Origin of the sequence: Nocardia barduliensis (genome assembly GCF_013315795.1) — a bacterium.
Taxonomy (GTDB): Bacteria; Actinomycetota; Actinomycetes; order Mycobacteriales; family Mycobacteriaceae; genus Nocardia; species Nocardia barduliensis.
In genome coordinates, this window is the sequence record NZ_JABLTE010000126.1 from 1 (window position 1) to 19015 (window position 19015).

Below are 19015 nucleotides of genomic sequence, written 5' to 3' on the forward strand. Positions count from 1 at the left end.
ATCCGAACGTGCTCGCCCCCATCCTCCCGCACCGCCTGCACCTGCCCAACCCCGCCGCCCCTGCTCCCGCGGTGGCGCCGATCGAGGCGCCGCCCGGCACGCTGCGCGTGGGGTCGGTGGTGATCGGGCGACCGGACTTCCTGACTCCGGAGCAGGGCAAGATCTTCAACGACGCGATCGCCGTCCCGGAAGCGGGCATCGCGCAGACCCTGGATTCGGCGGGCTTCGAGCCGTCGCGCTCCGACCGCATCGCCGCCGACCTGATCGGTTCCACCGCCATCGGCGCCTCGGTGGGCAGCATGGTGGCCGCGCCGGTCGCCTCCATCGGAGCCGTCATCGGCGCCGTCTGCGGCGCCATCGCCGGTATCCCGATGTTTCCGACCGGAACGGTGGCCGTGATGGCCTTCGGCGCCGCCATCGGTTACGGATTCGTCGCCTCCCCGGCCATCGCCGTCGGCGCGGCCGTCGGCGCCGGTGTCGGCGTGCTCCAGGGCCTCCTCACACCGCCCACGGTTCCGGCTGCGTAATCCGCTCTCGGCGAGCGCGCTCCGGAACTCGACCGGCTAGATTCCGGAAGCGGGCGACTTCCAGAAGACCCGGTTTCCGCCGGGTCTTCTGCTTTGCGTCGGAAATCCCGGACGTTTGGCCGCGCGATAACGGGCTATCGCGAAGAAGACCGGCTGAAGATGGTCGGCCGGTCTCTTCACAAGGAGGTTGTGACATGAGCACAGTCGACAAGGCGAAGAACAAGGCCGATAAAGTCGCCGGTCAGGCCAAAGAGAAGGTCGGCGAGGCCACGGGCGACCGGGGGAAGCGCGACGAAGGCCGCACCGACAAGGTCAAGTCGGACCTGAAGGACGCAGGCGAGAAGGTCAAGGACGCCTTCCGGCACTGACGACCGCCCAGCGCGCTCTCGGACGCGGTCCGTGCAGAGCGCCACGCACGGGCGTAGCGAGGGCGGACGACGCCCAGCGGACGCTGCCGACGTAGTGTCCCGTACGCCGTAGCGCAGGCGGAAGTGTATGTCTGTGAGCGGATGGCCGCACCGAGCGGTCATCCGCTCTTTCGCGCGTGAGGTGAGCCGACCACCGTGGCTCCAGCGGCGAGGGGCGCCACCCACGAGCGGCCCTCGATCAACGCGGCCTGTGGGGCAGATCCTCCGGCCGCGCCCGGGGCGGCTACTCGCTCCGCGGCCCCGGCCCGTCACCGGCCGGCTGATCCGCGTCGGAGGTCTCGCTGTCCTCCTCGACCAGCCGCAGTTCACTCGGCCACCAGATCTTGCGCCCGATCAGGCTGAACAGCGCCGGGATCACCACGGTGCGCACGACGAACGTGTCGAGCAGGATGCCGAGGCCGACCACGATGCCGACCTGGGTGAGCGTGATCAGCGGAAGCACGCCGAGCACGCAGAACACCGCGGCCAGCACGATGCCCGCGCTGGTGATCACCGCGCCGGTCACCGACACCGCGCGCACCATGCCGTGTGTGGTGCCGTGTCGCGGAGTCTCCTCCCGTGCCCTGGTGACCAGGAAGATCGTGTAGTCCACGCCGAGGGCGACCAGGAACAGGAACGCGAACAGCGGCACGCTGATGTCCAGCGCCGGGAATCCGAACACGTGCTCGCTCATCCAACTGCCCAACCCGAGCGCGGCCAGCGCGCTCAGCACCGTGACCGCGACCAGCAGCAGCGCGGCGGGCACCGCGCGCAGCAACACCAGCAGCACCACGAGCACGACGACCAGGATGAGCGGGATGATCAGCGCGCGGTCCCGGCCCGCGGCGTTCTGCACGTCCAGCGCTTGGGCGTCGGTGCCGCCGACCAGCGCGTCGGCTCCCGGCACCTGCCCGACCGACGCGCGCAGCGCCTCGATCGTGTCGAAGGCGCGGGCGGACGACGGTGGCGCGTCGATCACGACGGACCACCGGGTCAGCCCGGTCGGCGAGGTACCTGTCTGCCAGGTCATCACCACGCCCTCGGTGCGCCGGAAAGCCTCCTCGATTCCCGCCGCCGCCGTGCCGCGCGCGAGGACGATGGCGGGATCGGAGGACCCGGAGGGAAAGTGCTGGGCGAGGGCGTCGAACCCCTCCACCGACTCCGCGCTCACCCGGAACTGCTCGGTCTGCGAAAGGCCCACCTGCGTCGTCAGCAATCCGGTCGCGCAGACCGCGAGCACCGCGATCGCGCTTCCGGCGATCAGCGCGGGCCTGCGCACCACGCGCGCGGCGATCGCGTGCCAGACCCCCTCGCCGGCCGTGTCGCGATCGTCGGCCCGCGGCACGAAGGGCCAGAACACATTGCGACCGCACAGCGCCAGCGCGGCGGGCAGCGCGAGCAGGACGAACACCACCGCCACCAGCAGCCCGAGCGCGGCCATCACGCCGAGACTGCGGGTACTCGGCACCGACGCCAGCAGCAGCACGAGCAGCGCGGCCACCACCGTGACGTTGCTCGCCAGGATCGCGGGTCCGGCCCGCCGCACGGCCTGCCGCAACGCCGCGCGGTGATCCGATTCGTGGTGCAGTTCGTCGCGATAGCGCGACACCAGTAGCAGCGCGTAGTTGGTGCCCGCGCCGAACACCAGCACGCTCGTGACGCCGGAGGTCGAGCCGTCGAAGGTCAGCGGGGTCAGCCGCGCCAAGGCGGTTCCGGCGCTGGTGGCCACCCGGTCGGCCGCCCCGACCACCAGCAGCGGCACCAGCCACAGCACCGGGGAGCGATACGTCGCGATCAACAGCACCGCGACGACCAACGCGGTCACCGCGAGCAGGGTCACGTTGGCGCCGGAGAACGAGTCGGCGATGTCGGCGCCGAACGCCGGACCGCCCGTCACCTGCAGGATCAGCCCTTCGGGCAGGCCGTCCCTTGCCGCCGTGCGGATGTCGGAGATGCGCTCGGTCAGCGGGAATCCGCTCAGTTCGGCGTCGACGGGCACCTGCCCGATCGCCGCTTTGCGGTCCGGTGCGGCGAGCAGGTCGGCCGGTCCCGGCGTCCGTCCCGAGGCGCGGGCTACCGCGGCGGCGGTGGCGTCGCGGTCGTCCTCGGTCAGCTCGCCGCCATCGGCGCGCGTGACGACCACGATGGCCGCGGCCGTCCCCGCGTCCGGGAATTGCTCCAGCGCCTGTTCGACCCGCGCCGACTCCGCCGACGACGGCAGCGCGGTCGGGGCCTGCCCGGCGGTCTCGTTCTCCCCCACCGCGCCGATCAGGCCGATCGAGGCCGCGGCGAGGGCCAGAAGCAGCACCCACGAGGTCCGGGCGGTCACCAGCGATGCATAGCGGTCCCAAGCGCTCACCCGGCAACTCTCTCAGAAACTTAAATATTAAGCAATCGAGACACCTGCTGAACTACGCTGACGCCCGTGTGGAAAAGGATGCGCCGTTGACCGAGGAACCAAACGCGGACGAGCCGGACCGTGATGGATTGGAAGCCGACATCGCCGCCGACCTCCGCGCGCTCACCGCGATCTCCGAGCAGATCGGACAGGTCTTCGCGCGGTCCAACGAACTGCGCGCCAACGACTTCCGCGCCCTGATGCACGTCGCGACCGCCGAGCTCGAGGGCGCACCGCTCACCGCGGGCGGGCTCGGCAAGCTGATGGGCATCTCCTCGTCGGCGGTGACCTATCTGGTGGAGCGCATGATCGAATCGGGTCACCTGCGCCGCGCGGCCGACCCGGCCGATCGCAGGCGGGTCATCCTGCACTACGACGAGCACGGCATGGACGTAGCGCGCGGCTTCTTCACCCCGCTCGGGCGGCAGACCCGCGCCGCGATGGCCACGCTGCCCGACGAAGACCTGCGCGCCGCGCACCGCGTGCTGGTCGCCGTCGTCCTGGCGATGCGCGACTATCACGCCGACCTGACCGGCGATTGAGCCCCCAGCGGGGCAGGCCCTGGTCGCTCCGTCAGTCCCGCAGAGCCTGCTCGCGCAGCGATTTCAAGGTCTTCGACAAGATGCGCGAGACCTGCATCTGGGAACAGCCGATCCGCTGGGCGATCTGCTCTTGGGACATCGAATCGAAGAAGCGCATCACCAGGACCTGCTTCTCACGTTCCGGCAAGGCCGCCAGCAGCGGCTTGACCGCCAGGTAGTTCTCGACGGTGCCGAAGTCCGGGTCCTCGGCGCCGAGGGAGTCCAGCAGCGAGGGACCGCCCGACTCCGCGTCGTCGGTGTCCGCGGCGGCATCGATCGAGGAGGTCTGGTAGGCGTTGCGCGCGATGAGCGCCTGGGTGACCTCGTTCAGGTCCGCGCCGAGCTCCTCGGCGATCTCCCTGGCCCGCGGCATCCGGCCCAAACGCTGCGACAGGATCTCCACCGTCGGACCGATGGTGGACTGGATCTCCTTGAGCCGACGGGGCACTCGCACCGACCAGGCGTAGTCGCGGAAGTGCCTGCGCACTTCGCCCATGATCGTCGGTACCGCGAAGGACAGGAATGTCGCGCCGTGGCCCGGATCGAACCGGTCGACGGCGGCCAGCATGCCCACCCGCGCGATCTGCAGCAGGTCCTCGAAACTCTCGCCGCGCCCGCTGAACTTGCGGGCGATGTGTTCGGCCAGCGGCAGGCAGCGCTCGATCAGTTCCGCGCGCACCGCTTCCCGGCGCGGATCGTCCGGGGCCAGCGCGGCCAGTTCGGCGAAGAGCGGCTCGATATTGTCGTAGCTGTCTCCCCGCGATCTGCGCTTGGAAGCAGCCGGATTCGACTCGCTACTCATTATTCGAGCCGCCGCGCACCCAACGGAAGTCGACGACAGTCGGGTAGCCGCCCGCGGCGGAATCGTGCGCGCCTCGCGAGGACGAGACCGAGTTCGTCAACGTGGCCACGATGTGCCAGCCGAAACTCGACTCGTCCGGACTGGCGTCCGACACGGTGACGGTGGACACACGCACGTCCACCGCGTCGCCGTCGAAGCCGAACGCACACTCCAGCTCCGCGCCGTCCACCGCGTCCAGCACCAGCGCACTGGCCACCTCGTCGAGGGCCAGCCGGATGTCGGTCACCTCATCGATGCCGAAATCGGCCATGAGCATGACGGTCTCGGCCAAGGCACGCAACATCGCCAGCTGTTCGGACACCGCGGGTACCCGCACACTGATCGTGCCGGTCCGCGTCGTGGCGGGAGGAGTCCCCTCAGCCTTGCTCATGCACCGCTCCCAGAAGTCGCGCCGTCCTTCGGAGCGCCCAGCCTACGCCCTCTCGTCAACTCGCCGCGATCGGCCACCGCACAGCGCGCGCGTCTTCGCCCGCCGCGGCGTGTCCCGCCGCGCCGCGCCGCGGGCGCCGCCGGTCCGCACACCGATCGATCACGAAGCTGACCAGCGCATTTGCCCGCGTGTGGCGCCCCGGCGCGCGAACCGTCCATGGATCACCGAGCCGCGGGCGCCGCCGACGGTTGTGTCCGTTTCGTCGGGAGGCGGCGGCGGCCGTCCTCGACCGCGCCGGCCAGATCCGCGTAGGCGATCTCCAATTCGGCCAGCCGGGTCCAGGCCGCGTGCATCCGCTCGCCACCCGGATCGTCGTGCATGAGCAGATAGAACGCTTGCTCCGCGACGGCGGCCATCCGGTCGATCACTTCACCCAGGCTCGCGTCGTGCAGGCGCGCACCCCGCGGGGCGCGCGGCAGGTGCAGCGTCGCCCACGTGTCGATCCGGTCGACCACCTCGGCACGGTGCGCTTCGATCTCGGCGCCGCTGCCCGCGTCCTCCCGGTGGCGCCGGTGCAGTTCGGTCAGCTCGCGCGCCCACCGGCTCACCGGTCCTTGCACGTGTTGGCCGCCTAGTGCACACAGCAAACTGCTCGGACTCGGCAACGCCGAGTCCTCGTAGATTTTCCGCGGGCGTGCACGCTGGACCAGCATCGGCCTACCTCCTCGGCACGACGTACCGATTCCGCGACCGGTCGTCGAAGCCTCCATCAGGACAGCGTTCGTTCCGGATCGAGCATGCCCGCCCGCGGCGCATCCAAACTCACAGTGGCGCAGTCAGTTCGAGGTGGATGCCGTCGGGATCGGAGAACGACAGGATCGCGATGCCGAAATCGGCCATTTCGGTGATCTCGCCGTGTTCGATGCCCGCTTCGGCCAAGCGAGCGGCCGCGGCCACCAGATCGGCGCGCGCCGGGACGGCGAAGCTTAGATGGTCCAAACCCACGCGCTCGGAATCGAATCGGTCCGTCGCCGCCGCCACCGGCCGCAGGCCGAGCAGCATGCCGTTGGCCTGGAACACCACTCCGCCGAAGAGCCGCATCGGATCGGCGCGCACTGCCGGATCATCCGGACTGCCGGGTGATTCGGCGGCGATCGGGAAGCCGAGCACATCCTGGTAGAAGGCACGCGACCGGACGATGTCGGTCACGGTCAACCGGATGTGGTGGGTCCCGGTCGTTTCGATCATGGTCACGCGAACTCCCAGTGCGAAGTCATACGGCGGGTCGACCGGCTCCCCGGTGCCGCCGGAGGGGAGCCGTCTCGCGATGACAGTAGGGCAGAATTCCGAGGGAACCGAGTGTCGCAAACGACATCTTCGGTACTGTTTCCGACATGGACGTCGCTGTCTTCGTCGTGGACGGCGTGGCCGACTTCGGATACGCCGCTCTGCTCGAGACCTTCAACACCGCCAACAGCGTGCGCGGCGAACTCGCCGACCCGCCGCAGCCGTGGCGCGTCCACAGCACGTCGTTCGGCGCCACGGTGCGCTCGGGCCACGGAAACACCGTGCCGACCGTCCCGCTCGAGGAGCTGGGCGACGAATTCGAGCTGATGATCGTGCCCGCCGTGAACGTCCTGGAGGCGGCGGCACTGATCGAGCTGATCTCCGCACCGGCCAGCCGTCCCGTGCTCGACCGCCTGATCGCCGCGCGCGAACGAGGCGCCCATCTCGCCGGGGCCTGCACGGGGACGTTCTTCTTGGCCGAGGCGGGCGTGCTGGACGGTTCACCCGCCACCACGAGCTGGTGGCTCGGGCCCAGCTTCCGGCGCCGCTATCCACGCGTCGACCTGAACGAGGGCCGCACGCTGTGCCGCGGCAACGGCGTCACCACCGCCGGTGCGGCGCTGTCGCACATGGACCTGGCGCTGTCGCTGATCGCCGCCAAGAGCCCGGCGCTGGCCGAGCGCGCGATGCGCTACCTCGCCGTCGGCGCGGGCCGACCGCAACGCGAGTTCATCGTTCCCGAGATCATCGCCCGGGGCGATTCCGTCACCGCCGCCTTCGAACGCTGGGTCCGCGAACACCTCGGCGAGAACTTCCGGATCGCCCAGGCCGCCCGCGCCATCGGCGTCACCGAACGCAGCCTGCAGCGGGCCACGCATGCCGAACTCGGCATGTCCCCGACCGACTTCGTGCACGACATCCGCTTGGAACGCGCCGTGCATCTGCTGCGCAGCACATCGCTCACGGTGGACGCCGTGGCCGCCAAGGTGGGCTACCTCAACGCCGGGACCCTGCGCGGGTTGTTCCGCCGCCGCGGGATGTCGATCTCCGAGATCCGCATGGCGCGCGTCTCCTACTGAGCCGAGCGCCAAGCGGTACGACGGAGCAGTGTGCCCCACGCGGCTCGGAATGCTGCCCAACCGGCACGCTCAGGTAAACCAGCGGGCCGCGTCGGAGGCGGAAACTCGACCATGTCGCCGGGCTCGCCGACGCGACCGGGACCGGGTGGGAAAACCGCGGTGAACGTCGGCAAACCCGACAGCGCGTCGACCCGAATTCCTACTGCATAAGTTATCCGAACGAACCTTTTTCCAAAATTCCCCTCGCTCCGGTTCGAGTAGTTCTCTACTCGTGTGCGGCCCGCACGGAGATCCGACGATGGTAATTGCCGGTGCGACACCGTGGTCGCAACCACGCTCACCTCGAACACGGAGCCACTCATGCCCGCGAAAAAGAACCCCCGAACCGGCCGGTCGCACGCCGAGAACGATCATCTGCTCAGCGCCCTGCGCACCTTCATCCGCACCAAGGGGGAAGATTTTCTCGAAGACCCCAATATTTCCTCGATCGGCGTCGGCTACAAGCAGGTCGACGGGAAAACGACCGGCGAGATCGCGGTGCAGTTCACCGTGCAGGAAAAGGTGTCCGAGCCGGAGGCGCTCGAAGCGCTGGGCACGTCGGCGATTCCGGAAACCGTCACCGTCGACGGGATCGAGGTGCCCACCGATGTACTGCCGCGCAAATTCGAGCCCGCTTTCCGGGTGGTCGGGGAAGCTGTTGCGCCCGAACGAAAGACGCGTCTCGATCCGATCGTGCCCGGCGTGAGCGTCGGCCATCCCAGCACCACGGCGGGAACGATCGGTTGCATCGTCTACGACCGGGACGACGGCACACCGTACGTGCTGAGCAATTGGCACGTCCTGCACACCGCCGAGGGCGCGCTCGGCGACGACGTCGTGCAGCCCGGGACGCGGGACGACAACCGGATCGACCGCAATCGGCTCGGCCGACTCGTCCGCTCCCATCTCGGCACGGCAGGCGACTGCGCTGTCGCCGACATCGAGAACCGCCAATTCAGCGCCGTGATCACCGGGCTCGACGTCGCCCCGGACCGGCTCGGCGAACCCGAACTGGGCGACAAGGTGATCAAGAGCGGCCGGACGACGCAGATCACCCACGGCATCGTGCGCCGCGTGGACGTCATCGCGAAGATCACCTACCCCGGCGTCGGCACCAAGAGCATCGGCGGCTTCGAGATCGGACCCGACCCGGCCGATCCGCCCGTGGACGGCGAGATCAGCAGCGGCGGCGACTCGGGAGCGGCGTGGATGTTCACCTCGCCCGACGGCACGACCAGCACTGTTCTGGCCGGATTGCATTTCGGCGGCGAGATGCGCCCGAACACCGACGAGCACGCGCTGGCCTGCCTGCCGCAATCGGTGTTCGAGAAGCTGGGGATCACCCTCACCCCGCCCGTCGCGGAGGAAGTCGCGGTCGTCGGCGGCTACGACCCGCGGTTCCTCACGTCGCCGGTGCCGCTGCCCGAGGTGGACGCCGACGTCCGCCCCGACGTGGCGACCACCCTCGACGGCGCGGACGTCCTGCACTACACGCACTTCTCCCTCGCGATGCGCCGCTCGCGCCGATTCGCCATCTGGGTGGCCTGGAACATCGACGGCGCGTCGATGAAGAAGCTGTCGCGAAAGAAGATCGACTTCGTCAAGGATCCGCGGCTCGACGCGGATGCCCAGGTCGGCAACGAGTTGTACCGCGACAACCGGCTCGATCGCGGTCATCTCGCGCGGCGCGCGGATCTGCTCTGGGGCAGCATGCCCGAAGCGGCGAAAGCCAACCGTGACTCGTTCTTCTACACCAACATCACCCCGCAGATGGACGATTTCAACCAGAGCATGCGCGACGGGGTCTGGGGGCGGCTCGAGGACGCCGTCTTCGCCGACGTCACCGTCGACGAGTTCAAGGTCAGCGTGTTCGGCGGCCCGGTCTTCACCGACGACGACCGGGAATTCCGGCAGGTCAAGATCCCGCGCGAGTTCTGGAAAGTCCTCGTGTTCGAGGAGCACGGTGAGCTGAAGGCCCGCGGTTTCCTGCTGACCCAGAACCTGGAGCAGCTCGAAGCACTCGACCTCGACGAGTTCCGGGTCTTCCAGGTGCCGCTGGCCGAGATCGAACAGCGGGCCCGCTTCCACTTCCCGCAGGTGCTGCGGAACGCGGATCTGCGGCTGGCGCCGGAGGAAGTGGCCAGCCCGCTGGACTCGATCGCGGACATCCGCTGGTGAGACCGAACAGGAGCGATAGGTGACCGCTATCCCGCGCGGGAATTCGGCGGCGCGCTGAATCCCTCGGCGAATTCGATGAAGTTCCGCGCGACGGTTTCGCTCTCTCGCCGAACGGTGCGTTTGAGCAGAAGTCCGGGCAGCAACAGCGAGGAGTGCACCTCGGTGTGGTACCAGACCTGGGTGTCCGCCCCGTCCAGGGACACTTCGAACCAGCCACCGCCGCCGAGCCCGTTGCAACTGTCCACGACCTGCCACGACACCCGGTCAGCGGTCCACTCGTATTCCAGGACCTGCAGATCGGATCTGCCGAGGATCGTGTCCGCGGTGACGTAAACCCGCTGCGGCCTGCCGGATTCGTCGCGAGTAGCCACGCGCGCATCCGAATACATCGACCATTCGGGAAGCAATTCGATCGCCGCCACCGCATCGAAGACCTGAGCGGGATCGACGGCGACCGCGAAATGTATATCGGTTTTTACGCGCATAACTCCTCCACCCCCCGTTCCAACGCGGCCGATTCTGCCCGGCACGCCTTTCATCCGTCAACACGTCCCGCATCTCCCCCACCGGCTTCGCGCCGATCTCGTGCGGCCACGGACTCGTCCTGAACCGAAAACAGGTAGGGAGCTACCCGTGAGCTATTTCGTAACGACGGGCAGCGTTATAGCCGGGCACGAGAAGTGGATCGGAGGTCCCCGATGCGGTCATCGACCAGGCACACCCAGGAGGTCGCGAGCGCGGTCCGGCTCACGCTGCGCTTTTCGGCGCTCGTGCTGCCGGTAGCGGTCCTGGTGGCATGCCAAGGAGGCGGCACCGACTCTCCGCCGAAGTCCTCGGTTCGGCCTGCTTCACCGGTGGCGACCTCCTCGCCACCGCCTCGGATGTCACCCTCGCCCGTTCCCAGCCCTTCGCCGGGCGGGGCCTCCGCGCCGGGCGGGAATTCGTTCCCTACCCCGGAGGACTTTCCGACCGGGCCTGCGGGTTCTCGGCCGACCGATCCCGGCTATCCCTCCGAGAACCCTCCGATACCGACGCTGCCATCGGCGCCGACACTGCCACCGTTGCCGGAGCCCACTCCGCAGGGCACGCCGGAAACTCCGGCGCCCGGCCCCGGCGGCGAACAAGGGAGACCGTGATGCCCGGCCGAACCTCGCCGAGCGCACCGGCGATGGTCCACAACTGGTTCGGTGTCATCGGGGCGATCGTCGCGCCGACCACGATCATCACGGCGCTGTGCTACTACTTCGGATACGTCTACACCCGCAAGCGGCTCGCCTACTTCGGCGTCGACTGCGACGCGCTCGGATTCACCTCGAGCGACTACGTGGTGAGCAGCGTCAGCGTGCTCTACGCCCCGCTCCTGCTGCTTTTGGTCGGATGGTTCGCGGCGGTGTGGACCGGCGTCTACACCCGTCGCTTCATCCGAACCGGACGACGGCCGCGCCTCGTGCGCAACACCGCCCGCGCCTGCCTCGCGCTCGGAGCGGTTCTCATCGTCCCCGGCGTCACGGCGGCGGCAGCGCCGCAACGCGTCCCGTATCGCGGGGCCGTGGTCGCCTGGATGTTCTCGCCTGCCGCGCTGGCCGTGGGCAGCCTTCTCGTGGTCGGCGGCTACTGGGTCCTGTCCGCCTCGGCCACTGAGCCGGATGGCCGGGCATCGACCACACGGGTGAGCAGGCTCCTCGCGGTCGCGGTCAGTCTCCTGGCGCTGTTCGCGCTGATGAACGCGTTCGCGTCCCGGCTCGGGGAGGACGCCGCGCAAATCGAGGCCCACAACCTCTGGGTGAAGGAATCGGTGGTCTCGGTGCTGACGGACGAGCGCCTCGACGTGCCGAGGAATCTGGTCGCGGAGACATTGGTCGTGACCCAGCAGGGAAAGCCGCCGGCATTCCGCTATCAATGTTTTCGCTCGATCGTGGCGCGAGGTGACCTGTGGGTTCTCGTTCCCGCGAAATGGTCACCCGAGAACGGCTACGCCGTGATCATCCCAGCCGACTCCTCCGTAATCAGCGTCTCGCGATCGAAGCGGGTCAGAGAGTTCGCCGAGGATCATCCCGATTCCGGAAATGCGCCGTGGGAGTGCCCGGAACGCGCTGCCTACCGCTGAGCGCCCTTCCGACGATCGTCGAGGGCGAGCGTGCTCGGCTTCCTGCGACGGGAGTCGCCGTCTACGCGAATACGCGTAGGAGTGCCGCGACCGGCTGCGCCGGTCGTCGTAGCCGATCGCGCGCCCGGAGCGGAGTGCGAGCACTCCCGGATGCCGTACCCTCACGGCATGGTTCTGCGGGCGGTGTCGCGACAGCTGTCTGCCCGGTCCGCGCATCGGCCCGTCTGGGTCTCGGATATGGCGCTGGCAGTGTTCGTCACCGTGATCCAGGTGCTGAGCGCCGCCATCCCGGTGCCGCTCGAGCCGGTCTCGACGCCGGTCTCCGGCGTGGGATATGCCCTGCTGACCGTGAGCGGCGTGGCCGTCGCCGCGCGGCGCCGATGGCCGGTTCCGGTGTTCCTGCTCACGGCGTCGGCCAGCTTGGTCTATTTCGGTTTCGACTTCCCCGATCGGCTTTCGTATCTGGCGCTCTTCGTCGCCCTGTACACCCTCGCCGCCTACGGCGACGGGCGGCGGTCGCTGATGATCGCCGGTGGCGGCATCACGGTGCTCGCCGTCGGCTGGCTGATCGCCGCGGCGGACGTCCAGCCGATCGTGGCCATCGGATGGGTGTTCTTCCGGATCGGCGCGTCGGTGATCAGCACGATTCTGGGCGAATCCGTCCGTTCCCGCCGGGTGATCGCCGCCGACGCGCAAGAACGCGCGGAGCTGGCGGAGCGGTCCCGCGACGAAGAAGCCAGGGCGCGCGTCGACGCCGAACGGCTGCGGATCGCCCGCGAAGTGCACGACACCGTCGCCCACGCCATCGCCATCATCAACGTGCAGGCCGGTGTCACCGCACACGTGCTCGACAAGCGGCCGGAACAGGCCCGTGAAGCGTTGCGCACCATCGAGCAGACCAGCTCGCGCGCCCTGCACGAGATGCGTGCCATTCTCGGTGTCCTGCGCGATAGCGACGAGCGCGAGCCCTACCCAGGTGTCGGTCAGATCGATGAACTCGTCGGCAAGGCTCGCGATGCTGGACTGGACATCGTTTTCGAGCAGACCGCCCCGACGACACCGCTGCCGAGCGCGGTCGGCAGCGCCGCGTACCGCATCGTGCAGGAATCGATCACCAACGTGATCCGCCACGTCGGCCCGACCCGGGTGACCGTAGCGCTCGAACCAGGCATCGACGCCTTGCGGATACGGGTGATCGATGCGGGCCGTCGCGACACCGCTCACCTTCCGCCCCGCGCCCACAGCTCGCCCACCAGCGGCCGCGGCATCGTCGGGATGCGCGAACGCTGTCAGCTGCTCGGAGGTGAACTCGACGCGACGTCGCGTCCCGACGGCGGGTTCGAGGTCACCGCCCGCCTCCCCCTCACGTCGGTCGGATCGCGCCTGTGACCACCCCACCGATCAAGGTGCTGCTCGCCGACGACGAACGTCTGGTCCGTTCCGGCTTCAAGGTTCTGCTCGACCTGGAAGACGACATCACGGTGGTCGGGGAAGCCACCAACGGCGCGGAAGCCGTCGAACTCGCCCGCGCCCGCCGCCCCGACGTCGTCCTCATGGACATCCGCATGCCACAGCTGGACGGAATACGCGCCACCGCCCAGATCGCCGAGGCCAACGGGATGCAACGGGTAAAGGTGCTGATCCTCACTACCTACGACACCGACGAGAACGTCTTCGACGCTCTACAGGCGGGCGCGAGCGGGTTCTTGCTCAAAGACGCGGGCCCCGCCGAACTCTTGCACGCCATCCGGGTGATCGCCGCCGGTGAGGCGCTGCTCGCCCCTCGGGTCACCCGCCGCCTCATCAGCCAGTTCACCGCGCGGCGCAGGGCCGCCAAGTCCGCCGAAGACCGGCTCGCGGTGCTGACCGACCGTGAGCGCGAAGTGCTGGCGCTCGTCGGGCAGGGCATGAGCAACGACGAGATCGGCGCCGCGTTGTTCCTCAGCCCCGCCACCGCGCGCACCCATGTCAGCCGCGCGATGGTGAAACTGGGTGCGCGCGACCGCGCGCAGCTGGTCGTGATCGCCTACCAGACCGGGCTGAGTGATTCGACCCCGTAGCCGACGGCGGTGCGCGGAGTGTTCATCCGGCCACCGACCGCTACGACGACAGACGCAGCTGATCGCGATCCTCGTACGCGTATTCACGTAGACAGCGCCTCCCGTCGCCGGAAGCGGAGCATGCCTGACGGACGCGACCATCGTCGGCATGATCATCGATCCCGAACTCGAAGCATTCATCCCGTTGTTCCCCCCGGCCGACCTGAGCGATCCGGTCACCGCCCGGGAAAACCTCGCCGCGCTGGCCGCCGCGATCGCCTTACCGGAAACCACGGAGCTGGAGATCGAGAATCGCGTCGTGCCGGGCGGTTCCGAGGTGCCGATCCGGATTTATCGGCCGCACCGGGCACAGGGGGCCATTCTGTGGCTGCACGGCGGCGGGTTCGTCATGGGTGACCTGGACACCGAACATCCATGGGCCGCGCTGCTCGCCGACAGCTCCGGCGCGACAGTGATCTCGGTGGGCTACCGCTTGGCTCCCGAGCACCCGTTCCCCGCCGCGCACGATGACGTCTACACGGTGCTGACCTGGACGGCCGAGCACGCCGCCGAGTTCGGCATCGACCCGCTGCGGATCGCGATCGGCGGCCACAGCGCCGGCGCGGGACTCGCGGCCGCGGTGGCGTTGCGGGCGCGGGACCAGCAGGGGCCGCCGATCCGCTTCCAACTGCTCAACCAACCGGTCCTCGACGACCGGCAGCAGACCTGGTCGGCACGTCATTTCACCGATACGCCCTTCGTGACCCGCGACAAAGTCGCCCAGATGTGGGGGCACTACCTGGGTTCCACGCCCGCCACGGCTTACGCCGCCCCGGCGCGGGCCACCGACCTGTCCGGCCTGCCACCCGCCTACATCGCCACCGCGGAGTTCTGTCCGAACCGCGACGAAGACATCGACTACGCAGTGCGCCTGTTGCACGCGGGCGTGCCGGTCGAGTTGCACCAGTGGCCGGGCACGTTCCACGGATCGCAGGCGATCCAGTCCGCCCAGGTGTCCCGGCGTCAGACCGCCGAACTCGCCGCAGCCCTGCGCCGCGCCTTGGCCGGGGATACCGCCCCCGGCTCGAAAAACGTCTCAGTCGCGGCGAGATCGATGAAGACGGGAGAACGATGACCACCATCGACGTTGCCGAGCCGAGAGAGCGGTCCTGCGCGCCCACAGCAGATGCCTCGGCGGAACCGAGCGTGGCCGGATTGCTGCGCCCTCACCTCGGCGGCTTCGCCGCCGTCGTCATTCTGCAGATCATCGGCGCTGTCGCCGGTCTGGCGCCGTTGCTCGCGGTGGTCGAGTTGGGTCGGACTCTGCTGGCATCTGCGCCGCTCGATCACGGTCGTGTCTGGATAGTCGTGATCGCCGGGGCGGCCGGCTTGTTCGTCCGGTTGCTGTTCACGGCCGCGTCGTCCGGAATCGGGCACCTGCTCGACAGCCGAGTGCAACTGTCGTTTCGTCGCCGACTCGCCGCGCGGCTGGGGCGTGTGCCGATCGGCTGGTTCGCCCGGCGCAGCTCCGGCGAGCTGGCCAAGATCGTCGGTAAAGACGTGAGTGCCGTGCACCCGCTGATCGCCCACACCCCCGGCGATCTCGTCGCCGCGTTCGTGGTGCCGCTGGTGTCACTGATCTACCTCTTCACCATCGATTGGCGGCTCACGCTGATCACACTCGTTCCGGTGGTGCTGGCGATCGCGCTGGTCCCACTGATGATGACCCCGGCCCGGCTGCGCGAGCAGAAGGAGTTCGACGCAGGGATGAGCCGGATCGCGGATGCGGCGGTCGAGTTCGTCCAGGGCATCGCGGTGATCAAAGCGTTCGGCTCCGGCGACCGCGCCCACCGGAAATTCCGCACGGCCGCGGACGACTTCGCGGACTCGTTCCTGCGCATGGTGCACGGTCTCGCCGGGATCGCCGCGGGGATGCAGGTGGTGCTGTCGCCGCCGTTCGTGCTGCTGGTCGTCCTGACCGGTGGGGCCGTTCTGATCACCAACCGATCCCTGCCCCCGGCCGACCTGCTGCCGTTCCTGCTGCTCGGAATCGGCCTGACCGCTCCGATCGCGGCGCTCGGCCACGGATTCGACGATGTGCAGGCCGCGCGCCGCGCCGTCGAACGCATCCGCGACGTGCTCGCCGTACCCTCGCTGCCGGAACCCGCGCGCCCCGTCGCGCCGCGGGGCCACCGGGTGGAACTGCGTGACGTGCGATTCGGGTACGACGCCGGTCGGGAGGTATTGCGCGGCATCGACCTGGTGCTCGAACCGGGCACGGTCACCGCCGTGGTCGGACCGTCGGGAAGCGGCAAATCCACCCTCGTGCAACTGTTGCCGCGGTTCTTCGACCCGACCGGCGGGTCGGTGACCCTCGGCGGCGTCGATCTCCGCGAAATCGCCGGTCACGAGCTCTACCGGATGGTCTCGTTCGTCTTCCAGGACGTCCGCCTGCTGCGCGCGTCGGTCGCGGACAACATCGCCCTTGCGGTGCCCCATGCCGACCGCGACGCGGTAGTGCGCGCCGCCCGTCTGGCGAACATCCACGCCCGAATTCTCGAACTGCCCGACGGCTACGACACGATCCTCGGTGCGGGCGTTCAACTGTCCGGTGGTGAATCGCAACGGATCTCACTCGCCCGCGCACTGCTGGCCGACGCGCCCGTTCTCGTGCTCGACGAGGCGACCGCCTTCGCCGACCCGCACACCGAACAGGCGGTGCGCCGGACACTGGCGACGCTGGCGGGGAATCGGACGATCCTGGTCATCGCCCATCGCCTGGAGACGATCGCCGACGCGGACACCGTCGTGCTGCTGGAGAACGGGTCGGTCGTCGAACGCGGCAAACCCGCCGAATTGCTCGCGCGCAACGGCAAGTTCGCGGAATTCTGGCAATCCCACCGGATCGCGTCCACCGATGGGGCCGAGACCCTGGGTGACGTGCTGCGACGTGAACTCGGGCCATGGAGGCGGATCGTCCCCGCGCATGGACCCGCGAACGTCACCGATCCGACACTGCGAGGAGACGAGCCCCGATGATTCGAACGCTACTGCGCGTGCTCGGAGACGAGTACGCCCAGCCCGTGCGCCGCACTGTGGCCCTGATGACGGCAACCGCGATAGCCGAGGGTTTGTCCTACGCGCTGCTGGTTCCGGTGTTGCGGGCACTGTTCGGAAGTACACCCACGGACGCCCGGCCCTGGCTGATCGGGTTCGCGGCGGCGGTCGCCGGGTATGCCGTGCTGCGCTATCGCAGTGATCGGTTCGGTTTCCGCGTGGGGACCACGCTGTTGCGCGGTGTCTATCACCGTTTCGGTGATCGCCTGGCCCGATTGCCCCTCGGCTGGTTCACCGCCGGCCGTGTCGGGGAGGTGTCGGTTCTCGCCAGCGAGGGTGTATTGCAAGCGATGAGCGTGATCGCGCATCTGCTGGCGCCTCTGCTCTCCGCCGTCGCGACTCCGCTGACGATTGTCGCCGTGATGCTCGCCTTCGACTGGAAGATGGGGTTGGCCGCGCTGGCCGCTGTACCGGTCGTGGCGGTGATCCAGACCTGGACCGGACGTTCGATGGCCATTGCCGACGCCGAGCGCACCGAACGAACCAAGGAGGCCACGGGACGAGTCATCGAATATCTGCAGGCCCAGCCGGTGCTGCGGGCCGGAGGCCGCACGGCCGAACGCTTCCGGTTGCTCGATGACTCGCTGTCGGACCTCGAGCGCACGGCCCGCCGTTCCATGAAGTCGGCACTGCCCGGCGTACTGGGCCTGACGCTCACGGTGCAAGCCGTGTTCACCGCGCTGCTCGCGTTGGGCGCCTACCTCGCGCTCGGCGGGAACATCGGTGTAGCGGAGGTTCTGGCGATCCTGGTACTGGCCGCCCGATGCGCGGACCCGCTGCTGTCGCTATCGGAAATCGGTGGTCAAATGCGCAGTGCGCGCGTGGGCCTGGCTGGACTCGACCAGGTGTTGCGCACCGAGCCCTTGCCGCAAGCTCCGGAACCCATCCAGCCGGTAGGCCATGGCCTGGAGTTCGAGTCCGTGACCTTCCGGCATGGCGGCCGCACGGTGATCGACAACGTGTCGCTGTCCGTGCCGGAAGGCCAGCGGCTCGCCGTGGTCGGGCCGTCGGGGGCCGGTAAGAGCACCCTGCTGCAACTGCTCGCTCGGTTCTACGACGTGGACGAGGGTGCGGTGCGCGTAGGCGGTGCGGACGTCCGCGACATCGGCACCGAAGCGCTGATGGCGCAGTACGCCATCGTCTTCCAGGACGTCTACCTCTTCGACGGCACCATCGAGGAGAACGTGCGCCTCGGCCGTCCCGACGCCACCGACACCGAAGTGCGAGCGGCGGCGACCGCGGCACGGTTGGACGAGGTGATCGAGCGCCTGCCCGACGGATGGGCCACGCATGTCGGCGAGGGCGGCGCGCTCCTGTCCGGTGGCGAGCGTCAGCGGGTCTCGATCGCGCGAGCGCTGCTGAAAGACGCGCCCATCGTGCTCCTGGACGAGGTGACCTCCGCCCTGGACCCGATCAACGAGGCAGCCGTCCATCAGGGCATCGAACGTCTGATGGCGGGCCGGACGGTGGTGCTGGTGGCGCACCGGTTGCGCACCGTCCGACGCGCCGACCATATCGTCTTCCTCGACGGCGGCCGAATCGTGGAGCAGGGCAGTCACGAGGAGCTGCTGCGCAACGGCGGGCACTACGCCGGCTTCTGGGCGCTGTCGAGGACACCGGTGGCGAGCGAATGAGTCACTGTCCCTGGTTGCGGGCGCCGACCTCGGGGACGACTACGGCCGCGACGGCTGACGACCTGCGAGCACCGATCCCGCATCGAAAACATGTTCGACTCGAGGTAGGGTGCCGGAGCATGCCGGAACTCGAGCCGATCCCGTTCGCTCAAACGCAGATCAACGACGTGCGCAGGCAACTGCTGGACGCCGCCGCGTTCGGCAAGCACCTGCGGCCCGAACACCTGGAGAACATGGCAGGCAAACTCGCCGAAGGCTTGCGCGCCTACGCGGAAGCCCTCACCGCCGCCACGACCCCAGCGAACCCACCCCCCGACGGCCGCGCCTGCCTCGACTACCGCGGCCGTCGGGGGGTGGGTTCGCTGGGGTCGTGGCGGCGGTGAGGGCTTC

General features: G+C 68.9%; 18 protein-coding genes. 12 read left to right on the top strand and 6 right to left on the bottom strand.

Annotated features, from left to right (window positions below; genetic code table 11):
- Nucleotides 1-527, top strand: a 527-nt coding sequence (locus HOV91_RS33590; RefSeq protein WP_174189292.1) for a hypothetical protein, incomplete at its 5' end; no start/stop codon positions are given.
- A gap of 194 nt (nt 528-721) precedes the next feature.
- Nucleotides 722-895 carry a CsbD family protein gene (locus HOV91_RS33595; RefSeq protein ID WP_174189293.1) on the top strand — a complete coding sequence of 58 codons (174 nt, stop codon included), beginning with the start codon at nt 722-724 and terminating at the stop codon, nt 893-895.
- A gap of 283 nt (nt 896-1178) precedes the next feature.
- Here the strand turns inward: HOV91_RS33595 and HOV91_RS33600 are convergent, their stop codons facing one another.
- Nucleotides 1179-3293, bottom strand: a complete 2115-nt coding sequence (locus HOV91_RS33600) for an MMPL family transporter (protein ID WP_174189294.1) — start codon at nt 3291-3293, stop codon at nt 1179-1181.
- An 86-nt stretch (nt 3294-3379) separates the two neighbouring features.
- On the opposite strand from HOV91_RS33600, the gene HOV91_RS33605 reads away from it, so the two are divergent.
- The gene (locus tag HOV91_RS33605; protein WP_246351343.1) at nt 3380-3874 is read left to right on the top strand and encodes a MarR family winged helix-turn-helix transcriptional regulator; all 495 of its coding nucleotides are present in this window, start codon (nt 3380-3382) and stop codon (nt 3872-3874) included.
- Between the two features lie 31 nt (nt 3875-3905).
- Here HOV91_RS33605 and HOV91_RS33610 read toward each other — a convergent pair whose 3' ends face one another.
- From HOV91_RS33610 to HOV91_RS33625, 4 genes are all read right to left on the bottom strand, one after another.
- Nucleotides 3906-4715, bottom strand: a complete 810-nt coding sequence (locus HOV91_RS33610) for an RNA polymerase sigma factor SigF (protein ID WP_174189296.1) — start codon at nt 4713-4715, stop codon at nt 3906-3908.
- Nucleotides 4708-5145 carry an ATP-binding protein gene (locus HOV91_RS33615; protein WP_043725884.1) on the bottom strand — a complete coding sequence of 146 codons (438 nt, stop codon included), beginning with the start codon at nt 5143-5145 and terminating at the stop codon, nt 4708-4710. The genes HOV91_RS33610 and HOV91_RS33615 overlap by 8 nt, the downstream gene beginning before the upstream one ends.
- Nucleotides 5146-5366: 221 nt before the next feature.
- A complete protein-coding gene (locus HOV91_RS33620; RefSeq protein WP_174189297.1) occupies nt 5367-5753 on the bottom strand; it encodes a DUF4254 domain-containing protein in 387 nt (128 codons plus the stop codon).
- A gap of 214 nt (nt 5754-5967) precedes the next feature.
- On the bottom strand, nt 5968-6393 hold the full coding sequence (locus HOV91_RS33625) for a VOC family protein (RefSeq protein ID WP_174189307.1): 426 nt from the start codon (nt 6391-6393) through the stop codon (nt 5968-5970).
- A 146-nt stretch (nt 6394-6539) separates the two neighbouring features.
- Between HOV91_RS33625 and HOV91_RS33630 the strand changes: the two genes are divergently transcribed.
- Both HOV91_RS33630 and HOV91_RS33635 read left to right on the top strand, forming a co-directional pair.
- Nucleotides 6540-7511, top strand: coding sequence for a GlxA family transcriptional regulator (locus tag HOV91_RS33630; protein ID WP_174189298.1), 972 nt, complete (start codon nt 6540-6542; stop codon nt 7509-7511).
- A gap of 360 nt (nt 7512-7871) precedes the next feature.
- Nucleotides 7872-9728, top strand: a complete 1857-nt coding sequence (locus HOV91_RS33635) for a DNA/RNA non-specific endonuclease (RefSeq protein WP_174189299.1) — start codon at nt 7872-7874, stop codon at nt 9726-9728.
- Nucleotides 9729-9754: 26 nt separating this feature from the next.
- Here HOV91_RS33635 and HOV91_RS33640 read toward each other — a convergent pair whose 3' ends face one another.
- Entirely contained in the window at nt 9755-10213 is a 459-nt protein-coding gene (locus tag HOV91_RS33640) for an SRPBCC family protein (RefSeq protein WP_174189300.1), read from the bottom strand.
- 650 nt (nt 10214-10863) lie between these two features.
- Between HOV91_RS33640 and HOV91_RS33645 the strand changes: the two genes are divergently transcribed.
- From HOV91_RS33645 to HOV91_RS33675, 7 genes are all read left to right on the top strand, one after another.
- Nucleotides 10864-11835: a hypothetical protein gene (locus HOV91_RS33645; RefSeq protein ID WP_174189301.1), complete on the top strand. Its 972-nt coding sequence runs from the start codon at nt 10864-10866 to the stop codon at nt 11833-11835.
- Between the two features lie 168 nt (nt 11836-12003).
- A complete protein-coding gene (locus HOV91_RS33650) occupies nt 12004-13224 on the top strand; it encodes a sensor histidine kinase (protein ID WP_174189302.1) in 1221 nt (406 codons plus the stop codon).
- Nucleotides 13221-13895: a response regulator gene (locus HOV91_RS33655; protein WP_312884871.1), complete on the top strand. Its 675-nt coding sequence runs from the start codon at nt 13221-13223 to the stop codon at nt 13893-13895. The genes HOV91_RS33650 and HOV91_RS33655 overlap by 4 nt, the downstream gene beginning before the upstream one ends.
- Before the next feature lie 148 nt (nt 13896-14043).
- Complete coding sequence (locus HOV91_RS33660; RefSeq protein WP_174189303.1) at nt 14044-15009, top strand: alpha/beta hydrolase; 966 nt, start codon at nt 14044-14046, stop codon at nt 15007-15009.
- Nucleotides 15006-16913 (top strand): ABC transporter ATP-binding protein, encoded by a 1908-nt coding sequence (locus HOV91_RS33665; RefSeq protein WP_174189304.1) that lies wholly within the window; start codon nt 15006-15008, stop codon nt 16911-16913. The genes HOV91_RS33660 and HOV91_RS33665 overlap by 4 nt, the downstream gene beginning before the upstream one ends.
- Nucleotides 16910-18625, top strand: coding sequence for an ABC transporter ATP-binding protein (locus tag HOV91_RS33670; protein ID WP_174189305.1), 1716 nt, complete (start codon nt 16910-16912; stop codon nt 18623-18625). The genes HOV91_RS33665 and HOV91_RS33670 overlap by 4 nt, the downstream gene beginning before the upstream one ends.
- Before the next feature lie 119 nt (nt 18626-18744).
- The gene (locus HOV91_RS33675; RefSeq protein WP_174189306.1) at nt 18745-19008 is read left to right on the top strand and encodes a DUF6374 family protein; all 264 of its coding nucleotides are present in this window, start codon (nt 18745-18747) and stop codon (nt 19006-19008) included.
- Nucleotides 19009-19015 lie beyond the last annotated feature (7 nt).

Coding starts and splice junctions, on each gene's coding strand:
- HOV91_RS33595 (WP_174189293.1), top strand. CDS start 722: ATGAGCACAGTCGACAAGGCGAAGAACAAGGCCGATAAAGTCGCCGGT.
- HOV91_RS33610 (WP_174189296.1), bottom strand. CDS start 4,715: ATGAGTAGCGAGTCGAATCCGGCTGCTTCCAAGCGCAGATCGCGGGGA.
- HOV91_RS33615 (WP_043725884.1), bottom strand. CDS start 5,145: ATGAGCAAGGCTGAGGGGACTCCTCCCGCCACGACGCGGACCGGCACG.
- HOV91_RS33625 (WP_174189307.1), bottom strand. CDS start 6,393: ATGATCGAAACGACCGGGACCCACCACATCCGGTTGACCGTGACCGAC.
- HOV91_RS33630 (WP_174189298.1), top strand. CDS start 6,540: ATGGACGTCGCTGTCTTCGTCGTGGACGGCGTGGCCGACTTCGGATAC.
- HOV91_RS33635 (WP_174189299.1), top strand. CDS start 7,872: ATGCCCGCGAAAAAGAACCCCCGAACCGGCCGGTCGCACGCCGAGAAC.
- HOV91_RS33640 (WP_174189300.1), bottom strand. CDS start 10,213: ATGCGCGTAAAAACCGATATACATTTCGCGGTCGCCGTCGATCCCGCT.
- HOV91_RS33645 (WP_174189301.1), top strand. CDS start 10,864: ATGCCCGGCCGAACCTCGCCGAGCGCACCGGCGATGGTCCACAACTGG.
- HOV91_RS33650 (WP_174189302.1), top strand. CDS start 12,004: ATGGTTCTGCGGGCGGTGTCGCGACAGCTGTCTGCCCGGTCCGCGCAT.
- HOV91_RS33660 (WP_174189303.1), top strand. CDS start 14,044: ATGATCATCGATCCCGAACTCGAAGCATTCATCCCGTTGTTCCCCCCG.
- HOV91_RS33665 (WP_174189304.1), top strand. CDS start 15,006: ATGACCACCATCGACGTTGCCGAGCCGAGAGAGCGGTCCTGCGCGCCC.
- HOV91_RS33670 (WP_174189305.1), top strand. CDS start 16,910: ATGATTCGAACGCTACTGCGCGTGCTCGGAGACGAGTACGCCCAGCCC.
- HOV91_RS33675 (WP_174189306.1), top strand. CDS start 18,745: ATGCCGGAACTCGAGCCGATCCCGTTCGCTCAAACGCAGATCAACGAC.